This window comes from Mesorhizobium erdmanii, assembly GCF_013170725.1.
Lineage (GTDB): Bacteria > Pseudomonadota > Alphaproteobacteria > Rhizobiales > Rhizobiaceae > Mesorhizobium > Mesorhizobium erdmanii.
This window is the reverse complement of the sequence record NZ_CP033361.1, coordinates 777,731-794,994: the sequence shown is the minus strand read 5'-3', so window position 1 is coordinate 794,994 and position 17,264 is coordinate 777,731. Positions and strand designations below refer to the sequence as shown.

The window sequence follows — 17,264 nt, the reverse complement described above, 5'->3', positions numbered from 1 at the left end:
GAGAGCGCATCTCAGTCACACCCGTATCGCGGCGATGTCGACCTCCGATGTGGTGTTGATAGATGCTGCCGGCAATCTGCTTGCTGGCGGTCATCCCGTATTCCGCCTGAATGACCCGCGATCGATACCGAAAATGGGCGGCTACCTGCATGTCGATGCGGAAGCCGACCCAACATTACTATTTATCGATCGGGGTACTGTGGGTTGGTTTTGGTCAACCACATCGGGGATGATGTTTCGTCGAGCTCCGCTTGAAATCATGCGTCCATCTGATCCGGACCAAATAAGGATATGTGCCGATGATTATATGGCTCGTGCCGCCCATATGATCGGGGGAACCGTGAGGATTGAGCGGGCTCTTGGCAGTTACAGGCTTCACGGCGGTAATGGCTGGGCGGACGGGCGCGTCCTTGGTGCCGGAATTGGCCTAGGCAGGATGTCGCCTGATACCGAAATGGTGATACGGCGGGCACTGGCCAATCGTTGGTGCGAGGTGGCGCCGGGACTGGAGCATTTGATTTCCCGCCACTCAATGCGCAGGACCTTGGTCGACCTGATCGGACAGTCTGCGGCTTTTGCATTGCTGGAAAAGAACTCCGATGCGGGTTTTCTGCTGAAAGACTGGGCAACACCACAGCGAAAATTGCAGACCAAACTTATCGGTCTCCTTCCTCCCAAGCTGAGGCCGCGGCGCTTCCGGGACAGAGTTTGATGTGATGAGCCGCTTGCTCAGCGGTCTTATTCGATAAAAACATCATTCGATGCTTCCCTGGACCCCAAAGTCCTGCGTAACAACGCACATTACGCGGCCGACTTCCGCCGCTTTTCCTCCACGCAATCCCAGAACAGGCTGGCGATATCGGCGCCGCCGAATCGCTGAACCTCGCGCACGCCGGTCGGCGAAGTCACGTTGATCTCGGTCATGTAGTCGCCGATGACGTCGATGCCGACAAGGATGAAGCCGCGTTCCCTGAGCGACGGCCCGATGCGGGCGCAGATTTCGCGCTCGCGTTTCGTCAGTTCGGTCTTCTCGGCGCGGCCGCCGACATGCATGTTGGAGCGGGAATCGTGTTCGGCCGGCACCCGGTTGATGGCGCCGACCGGCTCGCCGTCGATCAGGATGATGCGCTTGTCGCCCTTGCGGACATCCTTCAGGTAACGCTGCACGATATAGGGTTCGCGCGACAGCTGTCCGAACATTTCGAGCAGCGAGGCGAGATTGCGGTCGTCTTCCCTGAGGTGGAAAATGCCGGCGCCGCCATTGCCGTAGAGCGGCTTGATGATGATGTCGCCGAAATCCTTGCGGAAGGCGGCAACTTCCAGTGGATCCTTGGTGATCAGCGTGTCCGGCATCAGGTCGGAGAATTCGGTGACGAAGATCTTTTCCGGGCTGTTGCGCACCCAGGCCGGGTCGTTGACCACCAATGTCTTCGGGTGGATGCGCTCGAGGATGTGCGTCGTCGTGATGTAATTCATGTCGAAGGGCGGATCCTGGCGCAGCAGGACGACATCCATCTCCGACAGGTTGGTGCGCACCTTCTCGCCCAGCGAATAATGGTTACCCTTCTCGTCGCGCACCTGCATTTCCTCTATGCGGGCAAACACCTCGCCGTCGCGCAGCGACAGCCGGTCGGGCGTGTAGTGGAACAATTGATGGCCGCGCCGCTGTGCTTCCAGCGACAGCGCGAACGAGGTGTCGCCTGCGATCGAGACAGTGGAGACGTGGTCCATCTGGACGGCGATTTTCAGCTTCATGACAGGTCCCCAGCGCGATTGGAGCGACGTGCATCCCCTTGGATGCACAAAGTACGCTCCAACACTTTAAGTCGAAAAGCGATATAAGGGTCGCGGTGCCTTCTGCCAATCGGGCCACGCCGTTAACGGTCGAAGACCAGTCGCGAATAACCGAGAAAGGACAGCGCCATTGCCGCCAGCGAGGCGATTGCGAGGGCGGCGAGCGGCGGTGCCGCCGGCAGCGCCAGTAGAGTGACGCAATAGACGAGATAGTTGACGATGCTGGTGGCAATGCCGACGCCGCCATAGCGGGCGCTTTCCTGTACGACGCCGCGACGCGACGGCGAGAATGTCAAATGCCGGTTGAGCTGCCAGGTGACGCAGAGCGCGAAGCCGATCGACAGCACGCGGGCGCTGAAAGGCCCGAGCGGCGTGATGGCGAGCAGCAGCCAGAGTGCGGCCGCATCAGTGACGAAGCCGATGCCTCCGGCAAAGACGAACCGGACGAGGCGTTGCATCGTTCAGGCCGCGCGCGGGGTCTTGTCCGGCTGCGGCTTTTGCACCACCGCGCCGGCGCGCCGCTCGACGCGCCCGGAAGGCATGGAAAGGTAGAAAATACGCTTCTGTTCGGCCCGCCCGCGCGAGACGGAATCGAGGATAAGCCCGGTCACCATCGCCAGCATGGACAACAGCAGCAGGCCGACCGACAGCACCCAGGTCGGTATACGCGGCACGAGACCGGTTTCGGCGAACTCGAGCAGCACCGGCGCCATCAGCAACAGGCTCGAGGCGAGGAAGAACAGTGAAAAGGCGCCGAAGAAGCGCAGCGGTTGCGTCTCCTTCATCAGCATGGCGAACATCCAGAGAATTTTCGCGCCGTCGCGGAACGTTGACAGTTTCGACGACGAGCCCTCTGGCCGCCTGCCGTAGTCGAGCGCGATTTCGCTGACCGGCAATTTCAGCTGCGAGGCGTGCACCGACATTTCGGTCTCGATCTCGAAGCCGCCGGAGACGGCCGGAAAGCTCTTGACGAACCGCCTGGTGAAGACGCGGTAGCCGGAGAAGATGTCGGTGAAATCGCTGCCGAACAGCCACTTGTAGAGGCTGTTGAAAATCTGGTTGCCGAAAGCGTGGCCGGTCCGGCCGGCGTCGTCGGTAACGCCGCGCCTGGTGCCCACCACCATGTCGGAGCGCTCGGTCAAAAGCGTGTTGATCAACTGCGGCGCGTCCTCGGGCGCGTAGGTGCCGTCGCCATCGGCCATCAGATAGATGTCGGCGTCGATGTCGGCGAACATGCGGCGCACCACATTGCCCTTGCCCTGCCGCGGCTCGCGAATGACGATGGCGCCGGCCGCGCGGGCACGCAGGGCCGTCAGGTCCTTCGAATTGTTGTCGTAGACATAGACGGTGGCGGCCGGCAGCGTCTCGCGGAACCGCAGAACCACCTCGGCGATGGTCAGCTCTTCATTGTAGCAAGGCAGGAGCACGGCGATGACAGGTTCGTGGTCTTGCGGCATTTTTCGTCTCCGAATGCCTTGTCGACCACTAGGGTCGCGCGCCGGAAACCGGCCTTGTCCAGGCGGTTTTACTATTTATTGAAGCCGTTAAGGCTAGGTTTAAGACCGACTTCATGAGTGCCGATTGCCTGGAAGGGCCCGGCATTCCCGCCAAGGGCGTTCGCGGATGAGCACAGCAAGGGACGGAACTTCCACCTGGAAGTCCGATATCGCATTCGCGCTGCTTGCCGCCTTGCTGCTGCTCGCCCTCAATGCCCATGCCGGTTTCCCGCAACTGGCCAATCCGGCGGGCGACAATGACAGCCTGCTGCAACTGGTCGAAGTCCGCGACCTCATGGGCGGCCAGGGCTGGTACGACCTGCACCAGTACAGGATGGGGCCGGAGGGCGGCTTCGTCATGCATTGGTCGCGGCTGCTCGATGCGCCGCTGGCGCTTGCCATGCTTGCCGTATCGGCGCTGGCAGGCAGCACCGCCCTGGCCGAAAAAACGGTGCAGATACTGTGGCCCGCGCTGCAATTCTGGCTTGCGGTCTTCTTCATCATCCGTGCCGCGCGCGCTTTCGCCGGCGCGCACGCGGTGCTGCCCGCGGCCGTCGTCGGTGGCGCGGCCCTCTACTACATCGGGATTTTTTCGCCAGGCGCGCTCGATCATCACAATATCCAGCTGGTGCTGACGCTGGCGAGCCTCGCTCTGCTGCTCGAGGCGCCCAGGCACCGGCCGGCTGCGCTTGTCGCCGGCATCTGCGCCACGCTGACGCTGGCCATCGGCATGGAAAGCGCCCCCTATGCCGGAACTCTCGGCGCCGTCGTCGCCTTGCTGTTTCTCGCTAGGGGTGACGGCGAAAGGCTGATCGCCAGGGATTTCGCCGTCGGCGTCGCCGGTGTTTCGGCGCTCGTCTTCGTCACGACGATCCCGCTGTCATCCTGGGGCCAGGCCCAGTGCGACACGTTCTCGATCGTGCAATTCGCCGTCACCGGGCTTGCCGGTGGCGGGCTTGCTGCCATTGCCTCGCTGAAGTTCGCCAACGCGACGGGCGCCCGGCGCCTGATGTCGCTTGGCCTGCTTACCGTCGGCATCGCTGTCTTCGCGGCTTTGCTCTTCCCGCAATGCCTTGCAGCGCCTTATGCCAATCTCGACCCGCGCCTGCAGCAAATGTGGCTCGGCTATATCGAGGAGGCGCAATCGATAGTCCAGCTCGTCGCGGATGATCCGGCACGGGCGGTGGCGCGGTTTGCAACGCCTTTGGTGGCGATCGTGCTGATGGCGCTTCACCTCGGCCATGGCGGCTGGCGGCGGCAGGACAGCCTCGTCGGCGCGCTGCTGGTGGTGGCGGTCCTGGTCAGCGCCTGGGAAGTGCGCGGCTCGACCTTCTCCATTGCGTTTGCGGTGATCCCGCTTTCGGCGTGGATCGCCAAATGGCGGCAGCGGGCCGAGGCCAGCCCGTCCAGCGGCTCGGTGCTCAGGATGGCCGCGGCTTGGCTGATCTCGGTGAATGCAATCTGGTCGGGTGCCGCCGAGGCCGCGTCGAGCGCCTTCGACACCGGCGCACCTGCCATCGACGCCAGCATCGATGCGCCCTGCAACAGCAAGGCTTCGTTCGCCACGCTTGGCACGATGGCGCCCACCACGGTCCTTGCCATCTCCAATCTTGGCTCGCCGATCCTCGCCTTCACCGGTCATCGCGTGCTTGCCGGACCCTACCATCGCAACGTCGCCGGAAACCTGCTCGTTTTCGACGCCTTGCTGGGGTCGGACGCCGCCGCGAAAGCCATCGTCGAGAGCCACCATGTCGGCCTTGTCGCGCTCTGCCGCGGCAACACGGAAAGCCGGCTGTTCGCGGCCAAGGCGCCGGACGGCTTCCTGGCCGGGTTGATGCATGGCCAGGTGCCGGATTGGCTGGAGCCGGTCGCCGGGACCGCCGGCAGCCCTCTGGAACTCTATCGCGTCAAGTCCAGCAGCTGAAGCTTTCGCCGCGTAGAGCCTTGGAAAGGTAATGTATTTTACCCGCGAAAAATCGACTTTGGGATACGTTTCCTAAAGGGTTTGCTGCCAGTCTCGAAACTAAATTCCGACGTCAAAAAACAGGGACACCGATGCAAACTCCGTTTGGCACCGGTCAGGCAAACAGGGAAAGCACGGATCTGGCCTTCACCGATCCGTTGACCGGGCTTGGCAACCATCGCCGCTTCTTCGACAAGGTCGATCGCCTGATCAGTGACCGTGCCGATGATCCGGCGCCGTTCACCGTCGGCATTCTCGACCTCGACGGCTTCAAGCCGATTAACGACCTGTTCGGCCACAAGGCCGGTGACGACATCCTGATCCAGGTCGCCATGCGGCTGCGCGCCTCGATGGACGGCTATTCGACGGTCTGCCGCATCGGCGCCGACGAATTCGCCTTCCTCTATCCGCTGGTGTTCTCCGAGGAGGCTGCGGCGGAAAAATCCCGCATGCTGATCGAGATCCTGTCGGCGCCTTATGATGTCGGCGAACGCACCGCCAGACTGTCGGCCTCGGTCGGCTGCTCGCTGTTCTATTCCGGCGACGAGACCACCGAGATCCTCATCAACAAGGCCGAAACGGCGCTCTACCACGCCAAGCGTTCCGGTCGTGGCCGGGTGGTCGTCTACACCCGTGAGATGGAAGAGGCGGCCAAGCGCGTCACCCGCATCGAGCAGGCGCTGCGCCGCGCCGTCTCCGCCGGCGAGGTGGAGCCGCATTTCCAGCCGATCGTCGATCTCAACACACGCCGCACCATCGGCTTCGAGACGCTGGCGCGCTGGACCGACCGCGATCTCGGCGCGGTGCCGCCGACGGTCTTCATTCCGATCGCCGAGGAACGCGGCATCATCGGCCCGCTGTCGCAGCTGGTGCTGCGCAAGGCGACCGAGGCGGCCAGGAGCTGGCCGAGCGACCTGTTCCTGTCCTTCAACCTATCGCCCTCGCAGCTCGTCGACCAGAACACCGGCCTGCACATACTGGCGATCCTCGACCGCACCGGCTTCGACCCGCGCCGGCTGGAGATCGAGATCACCGAGACCGGCCTGATGAACGATCCCGCCTCGGCCGCGCAGATCGTCGAGGATCTGCGCCGTGTCGGCATCCGCGTCTCGCTCGACGATTTCGGCACCGGCCAGTCCTCGCTCGGCCGCCTGCGCGAATTTCATTTCGACAAGCTCAAGATCGACCGCGCCTTCGTCGCCTCCATTCTCGACGACCGGCCGTCCGAACACATCATCCGCGCCATTCTGGCAATGTGCGAAGGGCTCGGCATGGATGTGGTCGCCGAGGGCATCGAGCAGGAAGCGCAAGCCGATCGCCTGGTCCAGTTCGGCTGCGCCGGCGGGCAGGGTTATCTGTTCGGCAAGCCGGCCGATGCCGACGCCACGCTCGGCTATCTCCGCGATTCCTTCCGGGGTGCCTTGCGCGCCAAGGCTATCTGACCGGCGATCTCGACCCTGTTTCCCATCACGACTTTGCGTCCAGTGCGGCGCATTGTCGTTTTGTCCGACATATGCCCGCAAATCGACCTTTTCGCCCTTGCTCGCGCGACTTGCGTGGCTAGGATGCGCGCCGGTCAGGCGCGGAGAGAAGAGACATGATGCCATCGGCGGATTTTGCCGACCTCAAGGGAGCCTCGGTGCTGATCACCGGCGGCGGCTCCGGGATCGGCGCGGCCCTGACCGAGGGTTTTGTGCGCCAGGGCGCCAATGTCGCCTTCATCGACGTCGCCGATGGTCCAAGCATGCTGCTTGCCGACCGCATCGAGAAGGAATTCGGTCGCCGGCCGCTCTACCTCAAGACCGATCTGCGCGACATCGAGGCGTTGCGCGCCTCGGCGGCCAAAGCGGCGGAAGTGCATGGCGATGTCACCGTGCTCGTCAACAATGCCGCGTGGGACGAACGCCACGCCATCGAAGACGTGACGGTGGAGTTCTGGGACAACAACCAGGCGATCAACCTGCGGCCGCATTTCTTCACCGCGCAGGCGGTAGCGCCGGGCATGAAGCGGGCTGGCGGCGGCTCGATCATCAACTTCACCTCGACATCCTATCTCATCAACCACCCGGACATGCCGGCCTACACCGCCGCCAAGGCCGGCATTCTTGGCCTCACCAAGGGGCTCGCCGGCAAGCTCGGACCCGACCGCATCCGCGTCAACGCCGTCGCGCCCGGCTGGGTGATCACTGAACGGCAGCAGGAACGGTGGGTAACCGAAGGGGCGCTTGCCGCCCATGTCGCCAAGCAGTGCATCAAGGAGGTCATGCGTCCTGACGATATGGTCGGCACGGTGCTGTTCCTCGCCTCGGACGCCTCGCGCATGCTGACGGCGCAGATGCTGATCGTCGACGGAGGCTTCCTGTGAGCCCGGGGTTTGCCGGCAACGCGCCGGCGGTCGCCGCGCTCGATTGGGGTACGACCCGGCTCCGGGCATGGCTGATCGATGGCGGCGGCAAGGTGCTTGCCGAACGTCGCGGTGACGATGGCCTGATCACCGCGCGCGAAAAGGGGTTCGCGACCGTGCTGGAAGGTCATCTGGCCGCCATGGGCGCGCCCGAAACGCTGCCCGTCATCATCTGCGGCATGGCCGGTTCCCGCCAGGGCTGGATCGAGGCGCCCTATGTCGGCGTGCCGGCGCCGATCGGCGCCATCCTGCGCGGCGCGGCGCGCATCGAAGGCGAGCGCCGCGACATCCGTATCGTGCCGGGCCTTGCCCAGCGCCTGGCCGATGCGCCGGACGTGATGCGCGGCGAAGAGACACAGCTTGCCGGCGCCGGTTTGCCCGCGAAGGGCCGGCATCTCGCCTGCATGCCCGGCACGCATTCGAAATGGGTCGCGGTCGAGGATGGCGCCGTTGTCGGCTTCGGCACATGGCCGACCGGCGAATTGTTTTCGGTGCTGGCAGCGCATTCGATCCTCAAGCATTCGCTGGGCGAGCATCCGGCTCCGGTGACAGCGGACAATCCGTTCTTCCGGCAATGGTGCGAACGGGCGCTTGGCGAGGGTGGCGACGTCACCTCGAAGCTGTTTGCCATCCGCGCCGCCGGGCTCCTGCAGGACCTGAAGTCGCAGGATGCGGCAGCCTGCCTGTCCGGGCTTCTGATCGGCGGCGAGATCGCCTCGGCGAAGCGCCGCTATGGCGCCGGCGATGCGCCGGTCGTGCTGATCGCTTCCGGCGCTCTGGCCTCGCTCTATCGCGCCGCGCTCGACCTGGCAGGGCTTGCCTTCCGCACCGTCGACGCCGATGAAGCGGTGCGCGCCGGGCTCATCGAGGCCGCGCGCGAGAACGGCATGATTGGAGCCGCCAAATGACCCAGACCGCAGCCTTTCCAAAGCTCAAGCGCGGCCTGGTCGCCATCCTGCGCGGGCTGAAACCCAGTGAGGCGATCGCCATGGGCCAGGCGCTGTTCGACGCCGGCATCGAGGCGATCGAAGTACCGCTCAACTCGCCACAGCCTTTCTCGTCGATCGGCAGGATTGCCCAAGTGCTGCCCAAGTCGGCCCTGGTCGGTGCCGGCACGGTGCTGACGCCGGCCGATGTCGACGGTCTGCATCAAGCTGGCGGGCGGCTCCTGGTCAGCCCCAACATCGATGCGGAAGTGATGGCGCGCGCCATGCATTACGGCATGGTCACCATGCCCGGCGTGTTCACGCCCACCGAAGCGTTCCAGGCGATCCGCCTGGGTGCCTCGGCCCTGAAATTCTTTCCGGCGAGCGCGCTCGGCGCGGGCGGCATTTCCGCCATCCGGGCGGTGCTGCCGGCGCAGACCCTGGTCGGCGCCGTCGGCGGCGTTTCGGAGAAGGATTTTGCCAGCTACAAGGCGGTGGGAGTCACGGTCTTCGGCCTCGGTTCCAGCCTGTTCAAGCCCGGCATGAGCGTCGACGACGTCGCGGCACGTGCGCACGCGGCGGTCGCCGCCTGGGATGTGGTTTTCGGAGAGGCATGATGAACGAAGCGATCGTTTCGGTCTTTTCCGATCATGTCTGCCAGCTTGGCGAGGGGCCGAGCTACGACCCCGCCACCGATGCGCTGTTCTGGTTCGATATCGTCAACGGGCTGTTGCTCGAGCAGGGTGTCGCCTCCGGTGTCTTGAAGATCCATGAACTCGGTCAGATGGCCAGCGCCATCGCCATCGTCGACGACAGGCGCCAGCTGATCGCCACCGAAACCGGCCTGCATGTCCGCGACGTGGCGACCGGGAGGCTGACGCTGCACACCGCGATCGAGGCCGACAATGCGCTGACACGCTCCAACGATTCGCGCGTCCACCCGTGCGGCGCCTTCTGGGTCGGCACCATGGCCAAGGACGAAGCGAAAGGCGCGGGATCGATTTGCTGGTTCTTCAAGGGCGAATTGCGCAAGCTTTATTCCGAGATCACCGTGTCGAACTCGATCTGTTTTTCGGAAGACGGGACGATCGCCTACTACACCGATACCTCGACCGGGCTTCTGATGCGTGTCGCCTGCGATCCGGCGACGGGCCTGCCGGTCGGCGAGTCCAAAGTGTTCGTCGACCATCGCCATTCGAAAGGCTATGTCGACGGCTCGGTCGTCGATCGCGATGGCGTGCTGTGGAACGCTGTCTGGGGCGGCAAGGCGGTCAAGGCCTATTCGCCAGATGGCACGTTGCTGCGCGAAATATCCATGCCGGCGGGGCAATCCTCGTGCCCGGCTTTTGTCGGCGCCAAGGCCGACCGTCTGGCGGTGACTTCGGCCTGGAAAGGCAAGGACGACAAGCAGCGCAAGCTCGACCCGCAAGCCGGCATGACCTTCCTCATCGACATTCCCGTCAACGGCCGCTTCGAGCCGCGCGTGCTGATCGCCTGAACGGACGCGGCGGACAAAGGTCTTCGCCGGCACTATCACGCAACCGTCCGGCGCGGTCGGTTTCACGAAAGCCGATGGCATGCACCGTGCGATGGTAGGCCATCGCGCCGCTGGATTCTTGCCGCATCATGTCAACGCACAGGCCTACGCTGATCCTTGTCTACGAGCCGGAAAAGGCTTGCTTCGACCGCTTGATATCAGACGGTTACCCACCGCAGCGCGCCATCGAAATCTCGTCCTACCTCGCACAGTCGACGGATATCGCCCGCGACTTCGCGGCACTTGCCGCCGCCTGCGAGGCGCGCGGCATCGCCTTCGCGCCGGTGGCGCTCGACGATGCCGCCGCGGTGCTGGAGAAGGCGGATACGGAAAGCACGCTGGTCTGGACGCTGTCCGACGGTGTCGCCTATTTCCGTGGTGGCGCCGCGCCGGCGCTGGCAAGGCTCAAGGGATTGCCGACGATCGGCGCCGACGATGCGCTGTTCGCGCTCTGCCAGGACAAGTTCCGCTCCGGCGCCGTGCTCGGCGCGCTAGGCCTGCCGGCGCCACAGGCAGGCCTTGCCCGCGACGGCAAATGGCTGGTCGAGCCGCCTGTTTCCGCCGTTGGCTGGTTCGTCAAGCCCAACCGGCTCGGCGCCAAGATCGGCATCTGGCCGGATTCGCGCAGCCATGACCTCGGCCACGCACTGGAGCTTAGCCGGCGCGTCTTCGCCGCCTATCGCGACGATGTCGTCGTGCAGCCCTATGTCGCCGGCCGTAATGTGCGCGCCAGCTTCCTCGGCCTGGCACCGCAAACCGGCATCGAAGCGCTCGGTATCGCTTTTGTCGAGTCAGGCGGCGATTTCCAGACCATGGCGGACAGTATGGCGCTTTACGGCGAAACCGGTGAGGCGGCCAAGGCGGCAGGACTTTATGCCGAACCGGAGCTCGTTGCCGTCGCCGACCTGCAGCCGGGGGCCGATGCCAGGATCAGGGCGATCGCCGAACGGCTGATCAATGGGCTCGGCCTGCGCGACGTGTTTTCCATCGACCTGCGCGTTGAAGCCGACGACACGGCGCATCTCATCGAGTTCGAAGTCTGCCCCGGCCTGCCCTGCTTCGATTTCCGCGCCTACTGCCGCCAGCAATGGGGCCTGGAGCTTGCCGACGCCATGGCCGAAGCCGCCCGGAACCGGCTCTTCTCCTGAAGCACGTCGCCCAGAAGTGTACAGCGATCCTGGGACAACGGCATGCATCAACCAAAGACTTGAAGCGCGTTGCCTGAGTCCGTTTCAGTGTGATGCGCTTCAGATCCCCTCGACCAGCACGATCTCACCGTCGGCGACCTTCTGGCGGATGGCGACGGCGCGCTGATATTCCGGCGAGTGGTAGCAATCATGCGCCGCGGCCAGCGACGGAAACTCGATGATGACGTTGCGGGCGCGGCCGGGTCCTTCCGCCTTTTCGTGCTCGCCGCCGCGCGCCAGGAATTTCGCACCGAACCGCTCGAAGGCGGGTTTGGCGGTGGCGACATACTCCTTATAGCCTTCCGCATCGCGCACATCGACGCGGGCGACCCAGTATCCCTTTGGCATTTGTTCTTCTCCGAAGCCGTTCGTTGGAAACTATGCAGAGCGCATTTCGTCGAGGATCGCTTGCGCCGCCGCCCGGCGGTCGCTCGCCGCGACGACCGGGCGGCCAACCACGAGATGGCTGGCGCCGTTGCGGATCGCTTGCGCCGGTGTCACCACGCGCTTCTGGTCGCCATGGTCGCTGCCCGCTGGCCGGATGCCGGGCGTCACCACCGCGATGTCGGGGCCGACGATGCGGCGTACCGCTTCGGCTTCCGCGGCCGAGCAGACGATGCCGCCCATGCCGGCATGCAGCGCCTGTTCCGAGCGCCTCAGCACCAGCGTGTGCGGATCGTATTCATAACCTACATCGATCATGTCCTGCTCATCCATCGAAGTCAGCACGCTGACGGCGAGCAGGCAAAGCTCACTGCCCCTGGCCGCCTCCACCGCCGCCCGCATCGCCTTGGGGTAGGCATGGATGGTCAGCATGGTCATGCCCATCTTGACGATGTTCTCGACGCCCTTGGCCACCGTGTGGTCGATGTCGAGCAGCTTCATGTCGAGGAAGACCTTTGTCCCGCCGCTGGCCAGTTCCCTGGCGAAGTCGAGCCCGCCGGCAAAGGCCAGCTGATAGCCGATCTTGTAGAAGGAGACGACGCCGTCGAGTTCGCGCACGGCCCGCTCGGCCTCTTTCACGGTCGGCACGTCGAGGCCGACGATCAATCTCTCCTGCATGGATTTGGCCTGCATGGATTGAACCTGCATGGTTGCTGCAATCACGCTTCGATCCGGGTCGACAGCATGCGGGAGGTTTCGATCAGCGTGCGGCATAGGTGCTCCATCGATTTGTACAGTCGTTCGTCGCGGAAATTGCCGCCCTCGTCGAAAGCGTCGCCGCCATCGGGCACGCAGCATTCCGGCGTCACCACCTCCATCTGGCAGCGCACCAGCACGGCGCGCAGATGGTTGATGCAGCGGATGCCGGCGAAGTGGCCATTGGAGGACGAGCACAGGCCGGCGACCTTGCCGGCAAGCGGCCTGACCGGCCGGCCGCCATCCCGGCGCACGCGGCTCACCCAGTCGATCGTGTTCTTGAGCAGCGGCGGGATCGAGCCGTTATATTCCGGCGTGGCGATCAGCAGTCCGTCATGGGCTGATAGCAGGCGGCCGAGCTTGGCGGCGTTTTCGGGAACGCCTCTTTCCGTCTCGAGATCCTCGTCGAGGATCGGCAAGGGGTAGTCGGCAAGCGAAATGCGGGTCACCTCGGCGCCCTGCATCGCAAGTTCCTTCTGCGCCACGTCGGCGGTCCGGCCGCTATAGGCGCCGCCGCGCACCGAGCCGGCGAAGACGAGGATTTTCGGGATCACTGCCATTGGCCACCCTTGTTCCGGGACAGGTACAGCCAAGGTTCGATCAAATCAACGCACTGGCTTAAAAATCGAACCGATTTGAGGATGGCATGGGCAGCATTGGCCGTGGCCCCTAACTTCGTCATCCTATGGATGACGAAGTTATTGATATTCCCGCCAATCGCCAAGGTATGCAGCCAGCGCTAGGAATCGCGACCGGCTCCGCACCGGGGAATCAATGAGCCTCGCGGCGATAAATCCAAAGCTGCGTCGGCGGGATGTTGCGGAAAATGAAGTCGAAATGCTTGACCGTATAGTCGCCACGGCCGGCCGGGATCGGCGACATCGGGCCATAGGTCAGTTGCACGATCGGCCGTCCGGCCGGGATGCGGTCGAGCAGGCTCTCTATATAGGCGATGCGTTGGGCGACCGGGAAATTGAGCAGCGGCACGCCGGAGACGACGCTGTCGAAGATCATTCCGCTCCTCTCGCCAAGCGTGGCGTTGAGGTTGAAGGCATCGCCCTCGATGACGTTGACGCCGGGATAGAGCTGGCGCAAATGGCGCACGAAATCCGTATTGTACTCGACCGCATAGAGGTTTTCGGGCCGCACGCCCTGGGCGAGGATGGCGCGGGTGATGACACCGGTGCCCGGTCCGACCTCCAGCACCGGCAGGCCGGACGTGGGATTGACGATCGAGGCCATCTTGCGCGCTGTGATAGCGGAAGTCGGAACGATCGAACCGACCGTCTTCGGCTTGTCGATCCAGCCCTTGAAGAATTTGAGCTCGTCGTCGAACTTCTCGGCAAGCGCCTTCCGCAGTCCGTGACCACGTGTCATGCAAGCTCTCCTCAAGGCTCCCCGCAAGCTACTTAACACCTGGTTGACGCAAGGCAAGGCGCGGCGGGACGCATGTCGTGGATAAGATGATTTTCGTCGCGTCCCGAGACACGGCGCGTTTCATCGATTCCCACCCTATCCTTATCCTATCAGCGCTCGCCGAAGGATTCGAAGAAGTCCTTCATACGGGCGAAAAACCCGCTCGATTGGGGCGAATTGTCTTGCGAGGAGAGCTGTTCGAACTCCTCGAGCAACTCGCGCTGGCGGCGGGTCAGGTTCTGCGGCGTCTCGACCGCGGTCTGGATGTAGAGGTCGCCGACATTGGGCTGGCGCAGCACCGGCATGCCCTTGCCCTTGAGACGGAACTGACGCCCGTTCTGCGTGCCTTCGGTCACCTTCACCTTGGTCTGCGTGCCGTCCAGCGTCGTCACCTCGAAGGAGCCGCCAAGGGCCGCAGTCGTCATCGAGATGGGCACCTTGCAATAGAGATCGGCGCCATCGCGCTGGAAGAATTCGTGTGGCTTCACCGCCAGGAAGATATAGAGATCGCCCGAAGGCCCGCCGCGCAGGCCGGCCTCGCCCTCATTGGCAAGCCGGATGCGGGTGCCATCCTCGATGCCGGCCGGAATGTTGACCGACAGCGAGCGTTCCTCGGTGACGCGGCCTTGGCCGGCGCATTTCGGGCACGGGTCCTTGATGGTCTGGCCGCGGCCCTGGCACTGCGGGCAGGTGCGCTCGATCGAGAAGAAGCCTTGCGTCGCACGCACCTTGCCATGGCCGTGGCACATCGAGCAGGTCACTGGCTGGGTGCCGGGCTTTGCACCGGACCCCGAGCATTCCGTACACGAGATCGAGGCCGGCACGCGGATCTGCGCGGTCTTTCCGGCAAACGCCTCTTCCAGCGTGATTTCCATGTTGTAGCGCAGATCGGCGCCGCGTTCGCGGCCGCCGGACGAACGGCGCTGCCGCCCACCCATCATGTCGCCGAAAATATCCTCGAAGATGTCGGCGAAGCCGCCGGCGCCAAAGCCCTGCGCGCCGCCATTCATGCCACCCTGTTCGAAGGCGGCGTGGCCGAAACGGTCATAGGCCGCGCGCTTCTGCGGGTCCTTCAGCGTCTCGTAGGCCTCGTTGATTTCCTTGAACTTATGCTCGCAGGAATGATCGCCGGGGTTGCGGTCGGGATGGAACTGCATGGCGAGCTTGCGGAAAGCGCTCTTGAGCTCCTTTTCGTCGGCGCCTTTCTGGACGCCCAGCGTTTCGTAGAAATCAGCTTTCATTTTTTCCCGCTGTCCGGATGCTCAACGTCTTGCTGCATTGTTGCGTCGTTTGCCGGCACGTCGTCTCGATTTAGGATTGGTGCCGCCCGGATGCCAGTGCTGGCGTGTGTCTGTCCGGGCTTTTCTGTCACTTTTTCGGCAAGGCTCCGCACTTTTTCAGCGAAGGTTGCAAAAAAGCCCGGCTTTATGCCGGGCTTTCCGCTCTATCTTGCCGTCAGCCGGCTCAGGCCGACTTCTTCTTGTCGTCGTCCCCGTCGATTTCCTCGAAATCGGCATCGACCACGTCGGAGTCCTTGGCGGCGTCCGCCTTGGCATCGGCTTCGGCCGTTTCCTTCTGCGAGGCTTCGTACATGGCCTGTCCAAGCTTCATCGAAGCTTCGGCCAGCACCTGGCTCTTGGCCTCGATGTCGGCCGCGTCGTCGCCCTCGGCGGCGGTCTTCAGCGCCGCGATCGCATCGGAAATCGCCGTGCGCTCGGCTTCCGAGACCTTGTCGCCATATTCCTTCAGCGACTTCTCGGACGAATGCACCAGCGCCTCGGCCTGATTGCGGGCCTCGATCACGGCGCGCCGCTTCTTGTCGGCGTCGGCATTGGCTTCGGCGTCCTTCACCATCTTCTCGATGTCGGCGTCCGAAAGACCACCCGAGGCCTGGATGCGGATCTGGTGCTCCTTGCCGGTGCCCTTGTCCTTGGCCGAAACATTGACGATGCCGTTGGCGTCGATGTCGAAAGTGACCTCGATCTGCGGTACGCCGCGCGGGGCCGGCGGAATGCCGACCAGGTCGAACTGGCCGAGCGCCTTGTTGTCGGCGGCCATTTCACGCTCGCCCTGGAAGACGCGGATGGTCACGGCCGACTGCGAGTCTTCAGCGGTCGAGAACACCTGGCTCTTCTTGGTCGGGATCGTCGTGTTGCGCTCGATCAGCCGCGTGAACACGCCACCCAGCGTCTCGATGCCGAGCGACAGCGGCGTCACGTCGAGCAACAGCACGTCCTTGACGTCACCCTGCAGCACGCCGGCCTGGATGGCGGCGCCCAGAGCGACGACCTCATCGGGATTGACGCCCTTGTGCGGCTCCTTGCCGAAGAACTGCTTCACGATCTCCTGGATCTTGGGCATACGGGTCATGCCGCCGACCAGGACCACTTCGTCGATCTCGCCAGCCTTCAGGCCGGCATCCTTGAGCGCCGCCTTGCAGGGGTCGATGGTGCGCTGGACGAGGTCTTCGACCAGGCTTTCGAACTTGGCGCGCGTCAGCTTCAGCGTCAGGTGCTTCGGCCCGGTCGCGTCAGCGGTGATGAAGGGCAGGTTGATTTCGGTCTGGGTTGTCGACGACAGCTCGATCTTGGCCTTTTCCGCGGCCTCCTTGAGGCGCTGCAAGGCAAGCTTGTCGTTCTTCAGGTCGATGCCCTGTTCCTTCTTGAACTCGGCCGCCAGGTATTCGACCAGACGCATGTCGAAATCCTCGCCGCCGAGGAAGGTGTCGCCATTGGTCGACTTCACCTCGAACACGCCGTCGCCGATTTCGAGCACCGAAATGTCGAAGGTGCCGCCGCCAAGGTCATAGACGGCAATGGTCTTGCCATCCTTCTTGTCGAGGCCGTAGGCAAGCGCCGCGGCCGTCGGCTCGTTGATGATGCGCAGCACTTCCAGGCCGGCGATCTTGCCGGCATCCTTGGTCGCCTGGCGCTGGGCGTCGTTGAAATAGGCCGGAACGGTGATGACCGCTTTCTCGACCTTCTCGCCGAGATAGGCTTCCGCCGTTTCCTTCATCTTCTGCAGGATCATGGCCGAGATCTGGCTCGGCGACTGCTTCTTGCCGCCGGCTTCGACCCATGCATCGCCATTGTCGCCCTTGACGATCTTGTAGGGGACAAGCTTCTTGTCCTTCTCCGTCACCGGGTCGTCATAGCGGCGGCCGATCAGGCGCTTGACCGCGAAGATGGTGTTTTCAGGGTTGGTGACCGCCTGGCGCTTGGCCGGCTGGCCGACGAGACGTTCGCCGTCGCCCGAGATGGCGACGATGGAAGGCGTAGTGCGCGCGCCTTCCGCATTCTCGATTACCTTGGGCTCCTTGCCATCCATGATGGCGATGCAGGAATTCGTGGTGCCGAGATCGATACCGATTACTTTTGCCATTTTTCTAGTCTCTCCTCTAA

The 17,264-nt window shown here is 63.8% G+C and carries 17 protein-coding genes; 8 read left to right on the top strand and 9 right to left on the bottom strand.

The window, feature by feature from the left end; all coding sequences use genetic code 11:
* Positions 1–133: 133 nt before the first annotated feature.
* Complete coding sequence (locus EB233_RS31715; RefSeq protein ID WP_246298422.1) at positions 134–712, top strand: glycosyltransferase family protein; 579 nt, start codon at positions 134–136, stop codon at positions 710–712.
* Between the two features lie 89 nt (positions 713–801).
* Here the strand turns inward: EB233_RS31715 and gshB are convergent, their stop codons facing one another.
* From gshB to EB233_RS03675, 3 genes are all read right to left on the bottom strand, one after another.
* Positions 802–1,755, bottom strand: coding sequence for a glutathione synthase (gene gshB / locus EB233_RS03685; RefSeq protein ID WP_064990037.1), 954 nt, complete (start codon positions 1,753–1,755; stop codon positions 802–804).
* 122 nt (positions 1,756–1,877) lie between these two features.
* Positions 1,878–2,252, bottom strand: a complete 375-nt coding sequence (locus tag EB233_RS03680) for a GtrA family protein (RefSeq protein WP_064990038.1) — start codon at positions 2,250–2,252, stop codon at positions 1,878–1,880.
* A 3-nt stretch (positions 2,253–2,255) separates the two neighbouring features.
* The gene (locus EB233_RS03675; protein ID WP_064990039.1) at positions 2,256–3,251 is read right to left on the bottom strand and encodes a glycosyltransferase; all 996 of its coding nucleotides are present in this window, start codon (positions 3,249–3,251) and stop codon (positions 2,256–2,258) included.
* Positions 3,252–3,417: 166 nt separating this feature from the next.
* Between EB233_RS03675 and EB233_RS03670 the strand changes: the two genes are divergently transcribed.
* The 7 genes from EB233_RS03670 (at position 3,418) to EB233_RS03640 (ending at position 11,268) form a co-directional block, all read left to right on the top strand.
* On the top strand, positions 3,418–5,214 hold the full coding sequence (locus EB233_RS03670) for a polysaccharide biosynthesis protein GtrA (RefSeq protein WP_064990040.1): 1,797 nt from the start codon (positions 3,418–3,420) through the stop codon (positions 5,212–5,214).
* A 131-nt stretch (positions 5,215–5,345) separates the two neighbouring features.
* Positions 5,346–6,695, top strand: coding sequence for a putative bifunctional diguanylate cyclase/phosphodiesterase (locus EB233_RS03665; RefSeq protein WP_064990041.1), 1,350 nt, complete (start codon positions 5,346–5,348; stop codon positions 6,693–6,695).
* Positions 6,696–6,850: 155 nt separating this feature from the next.
* Positions 6,851–7,618, top strand: a complete 768-nt coding sequence (locus EB233_RS03660) for an SDR family NAD(P)-dependent oxidoreductase (protein WP_064990042.1) — start codon at positions 6,851–6,853, stop codon at positions 7,616–7,618.
* Positions 7,615–8,565: a 2-dehydro-3-deoxygalactonokinase gene (locus tag EB233_RS03655; RefSeq protein ID WP_064990043.1), complete on the top strand. Its 951-nt coding sequence runs from the start codon at positions 7,615–7,617 to the stop codon at positions 8,563–8,565. Before EB233_RS03660 ends, EB233_RS03655 begins: the two co-directional genes overlap by 4 nt.
* Positions 8,562–9,200 carry a 2-dehydro-3-deoxy-6-phosphogalactonate aldolase gene (locus tag EB233_RS03650; RefSeq protein WP_027052823.1) on the top strand — a complete coding sequence of 213 codons (639 nt, stop codon included), beginning with the start codon at positions 8,562–8,564 and terminating at the stop codon, positions 9,198–9,200. Before EB233_RS03655 ends, EB233_RS03650 begins: the two co-directional genes overlap by 4 nt.
* Entirely contained in the window at positions 9,200–10,081 is an 882-nt protein-coding gene (locus EB233_RS03645; RefSeq protein WP_064990044.1) for an SMP-30/gluconolactonase/LRE family protein, read from the top strand. The genes EB233_RS03650 and EB233_RS03645 overlap by 1 nt, the downstream gene beginning before the upstream one ends.
* A 128-nt stretch (positions 10,082–10,209) precedes the next feature.
* The gene (locus tag EB233_RS03640; RefSeq protein WP_064990045.1) at positions 10,210–11,268 is read left to right on the top strand and encodes a D-alanine--D-alanine ligase family protein; all 1,059 of its coding nucleotides are present in this window, start codon (positions 10,210–10,212) and stop codon (positions 11,266–11,268) included.
* A gap of 99 nt (positions 11,269–11,367) precedes the next feature.
* On the opposite strand, the gene EB233_RS03635 is transcribed toward EB233_RS03640, so the two are convergent.
* From EB233_RS03635 to dnaK, 6 genes are all read right to left on the bottom strand, one after another.
* Positions 11,368–11,655, bottom strand: coding sequence for a DUF1330 domain-containing protein (locus EB233_RS03635; protein WP_027052826.1), 288 nt, complete (start codon positions 11,653–11,655; stop codon positions 11,368–11,370).
* A gap of 30 nt (positions 11,656–11,685) precedes the next feature.
* Positions 11,686–12,399, bottom strand: a complete 714-nt coding sequence (pyrF, locus tag EB233_RS03630) for an orotidine-5'-phosphate decarboxylase (RefSeq protein ID WP_064990046.1) — start codon at positions 12,397–12,399, stop codon at positions 11,686–11,688.
* Between the two features lie 11 nt (positions 12,400–12,410).
* Complete coding sequence (locus EB233_RS03625; protein ID WP_064990047.1) at positions 12,411–13,007, bottom strand: NADPH-dependent FMN reductase; 597 nt, start codon at positions 13,005–13,007, stop codon at positions 12,411–12,413.
* Between the two features lie 211 nt (positions 13,008–13,218).
* Positions 13,219–13,824: a phospholipid N-methyltransferase PmtA gene (pmtA, locus tag EB233_RS03620; RefSeq protein WP_064990048.1), complete on the bottom strand. Its 606-nt coding sequence runs from the start codon at positions 13,822–13,824 to the stop codon at positions 13,219–13,221.
* A 149-nt stretch (positions 13,825–13,973) separates the two neighbouring features.
* The gene (dnaJ, locus tag EB233_RS03615) at positions 13,974–15,104 is read right to left on the bottom strand and encodes a molecular chaperone DnaJ (protein WP_027052830.1); all 1,131 of its coding nucleotides are present in this window, start codon (positions 15,102–15,104) and stop codon (positions 13,974–13,976) included.
* A gap of 223 nt (positions 15,105–15,327) precedes the next feature.
* Positions 15,328–17,244 carry a molecular chaperone DnaK gene (gene dnaK / locus EB233_RS03610; protein WP_064990049.1) on the bottom strand — a complete coding sequence of 639 codons (1,917 nt, stop codon included), beginning with the start codon at positions 17,242–17,244 and terminating at the stop codon, positions 15,328–15,330.
* Positions 17,245–17,264: the final 20 nt, after the last annotated feature.